Origin of the sequence: Brevundimonas diminuta ATCC 11568, from assembly GCF_000204035.1 — a bacterium.
Lineage (GTDB): Bacteria > Pseudomonadota > Alphaproteobacteria > Caulobacterales > Caulobacteraceae > Brevundimonas > Brevundimonas diminuta.
In genome coordinates this window covers 2,251,363-2,254,325 of record NZ_GL883086.1, presented here as the reverse complement: position 1 = coordinate 2,254,325, position 2,963 = coordinate 2,251,363, and the positions used below count along the sequence as shown (strand labels likewise).

Below are 2,963 nucleotides of genomic sequence, written 5' to 3'. Positions count from 1 at the left end.
CGCGGGCCTGCAGGAGCGTCTGACCTTCGACAGCTTCGTCGAGGGCCACGGCAACGCCTTCGCCCTGGCCATCGCCAAGCAGGTGGCGACCTGGGCCGACGGCCACTTCAACCCCGTCTTCTTCTGCGGCCCCTACGGCTACGGCAAGACGCACCTGCTGAACGCCATCGCCTGGGAGGCCCAGCGCCTGCGCCCGGACGCCAAGGTGGTCTATCTGACCGCCGAGCGCTTCCTGTCGACCTTCGTGCGCGCCATGCAGGACCGCTCGACCGCCGCCTTCAAGGAAAGCCTGCGCTCGGCCGACATGCTGCTGCTGGACGACGTCCAGTTCGTCGGCGGCAAGACGAGCACCCAGGAAGAGCTGCTGAACACCCTCACGGCCCTGATCGAGGACGGCAAGCGCATCGTCCTGTCGGCCGACCGCGCGCCCATGGCCCTGACCGACGTCGAGCCGCGCCTGCGCAGCCACCTGGCCGCTGGCCTGACCTGCCCGGTCGAGGCGGCGGACCGCGACCTGAAGGTCGCCGTGGCCCAGTCGCGTCTGAACGCCCTGGCCCAGCTGGGCGTCGTCACGGGCGAGGCCCGCGCCGACGTGCTGGAGCATCTGATCGACCGCACTCCCGGCTCGATGCGCGAGCTGGAAGGCGCCGTGAACACCCTAGCCGCCGTCGCCGGCAGCCGCCTGTCGGCTCTGACGGTGGACGAGGTCCAGTCCCTGCTGGGCGCCGCCCTGCGCACGGGCCCCGAGCGCCGCATCACCGTGGACGAGATCCAGAAGACGGTGGCCGAGCACTTCAACCTCAAGCAGGCCGACCTGCTGAGCGAGCGCCGCACCCGCGCCATCGCCCGCCCGCGTCAGGTCGCCATGTATCTGTGCAAGCAGCATACGACCCGCTCCTATCCCGACATCGGCCGCCGCTTCGGCGGGCGCGACCACACCACCGTCCTGCACGGGGTCCGCAAGATCGAGGAGCTGATGCCCAAGGACGACCAGATCGCCCGCGACGTCGAGGCCCTGACGCGCAAACTGCGCGGGTAAAGGAAGTGACGCGCAAACTGCGCGGGTAAGCTCTCCCTCCGCTCATCCTGGCGAAGGCTGGGATGAGCGGATTTCAGGGGCGCCCAGCCTGTGGAAATCGGGGGCAAGCGCCTCTGCCCGTTGCCCCCCGCGCTCAATGCGCTAGTGTTCCTGCCCATATTTACGGCGACGCTGCTTCGGCGGGGTCGCGACCGGGCGAGACCAAATGCAGCTGACCATCGAACGATCCGCGCTTCTTCGGGCCCTGGGGCACGTCCAGAGCGTGGTCGAGCGTCGCAACACCATTCCGATCCTGTCCAACGTGTTGCTGAGCGCCGGGCGCGACCGCCTGTCGTTCGCCGCCACCGACCTGGACATGGAGATGGTCGACGAGGCCGAGGCCCAGGTGAACGTCGAGGGCCAGATCACGGCCCCGGCCCACACCCTGTATGAGATCGTGCGCAAGCTGCCGGACGGCGCCGAGGTGTCGCTGACCTATTCGGGCGATGATCCGCGTCTGGTGGTGGCGGCGGGGCGGTCGCGCTTCAACCTGCCGGTGCTGCCGGCGGGCGACTTCCCGGTCATGTCGACCGAGGCTTCGGGCGCGCGCTACACCCTGCCCAAGGAAGACTTGGCCCGCCTGATCGACAAGACGCGCTTCGCCGTCTCGACCGAAGAGACGCGCTACTATCTGAACGGCCTGTATCTGCACACCGTGGCCGACGGCGGCATTCCGCTGCTGCGCGCCGTGGCCACCGACGGCCACCGCCTGGCCCTGGCCGAGACCCCGGCGCCGGAGGGCGCGGCGGGCGGCCCCGGCGTCATCGTGCCGCGCAAGACGGTGGATCAGGTCCGCCGCCTGCTGGACGACGGCGCTGGCCCGGTCGAGGTTCAGGTCTCGGCCCAGAAGATCCGCTTTGAGTTCGGCGAGGCCAGCCTGACTTCCAAGGTCATCGACGGCGCCTTCCCCGACTATCTGCGCGTCATTCCCAAGGGCAACGACAAACAGGCCGACATCGACAACAGCCTGTTCGCCAAGGCCGTCGACCGGGTGGCCACCATCTCGGCCGAAAAGAGCCGCTCGGTGAAGCTGGCCTTCGACAACGACCGGGTGAAGCTGACGGTGCGCAACATGGAGGCCGGTCAGGCCGAGGAAGAAGTCGAGATCGGCTATTCCGACGAGCCGTTCGAGATCGGCTTCAACGCCCGCTACCTGCTGGACGTCGCCGGCCAGATCACCGGCGAGACGGCCCACTTCAAGTTCGCCGACCCGGCCAGCCCGACGCTGGTCCTCGACCCGGCGGACGTGGGCGTCCAGTACGTGCTGATGCCGCTGCGGGTTTGATCGAGCTGGCGCAGTTCCTTCTTCCGCTCATCCCGGCGGACGCCGGGACCCAGTGAGAGCCGGGAGCGGTCGGTCGGATGTTCTACGTCTACATTCTGGCCAGCCGCCCCAACGGCACGCTCTACACGGGCTCAACCGACGACCTGCTGAAACGGGTTGTCGAGCATCGCGAGAAGCTGAGCGGCGGGTTTACTGCGAAATACGCCGTTTCCCGCTTGGTCTGGTACGAAGTCCACGACTCTCGAGAGGCCGCCTTTGTTCGCGAACGCCGCATCAAGGAGTGGCGACGTGAGTGGAAGCTGGACCTGATCGAGCGTATGAACCCTGCATGGGCCGATCTGTTCGAGACGCTCCTTTGAACCGCGCCGCTTGCGGCCAAAGCACTGGATCCCGGCGTCCGCCGGGATGAGCGGATAGATTGAGCCTTACCTCCCTCGCCCTCACTGATTTCCGCTCCTATGCGAGCGCGACCCTGCCGGTTTCCGGCGGAACCGTCGTGCTGCATGGACCGAACGGGGCGGGCAAGACCAACCTCTTGGAGGCCGTCAGCCTGCTGACCCCCGGCAAGGGGCTGCGCGGGGCGACGGCGGCCGAGATGGG

4 protein-coding genes are annotated in these 2,963 nt (G+C 68.1%); all 4 read left to right on the top strand.

Annotated features, from left to right (window positions below; all coding sequences use genetic code 11):
- Positions 1-1,039, top strand: a 1,039-nt coding sequence (gene dnaA / locus BDIM_RS14840; RefSeq protein ID WP_050796750.1) for a chromosomal replication initiator protein DnaA, incomplete at its 5' end; no start/stop codon positions are given.
- 205 nt (positions 1,040-1,244) lie between these two features.
- Entirely contained in the window at positions 1,245-2,363 is a 1,119-nt protein-coding gene (dnaN, locus tag BDIM_RS14835) for a DNA polymerase III subunit beta (RefSeq protein WP_003166402.1), read from the top strand.
- Between the two features lie 77 nt (positions 2,364-2,440).
- On the top strand, positions 2,441-2,722 hold the full coding sequence (locus BDIM_RS14830) for a GIY-YIG nuclease family protein (protein ID WP_003166401.1): 282 nt from the start codon (positions 2,441-2,443) through the stop codon (positions 2,720-2,722).
- 59 nt (positions 2,723-2,781) lie between these two features.
- A partial coding sequence (locus tag BDIM_RS14825) for an AAA family ATPase (protein WP_040346353.1) occupies positions 2,782-2,963 on the top strand: 182 nt, incomplete at its 3' end.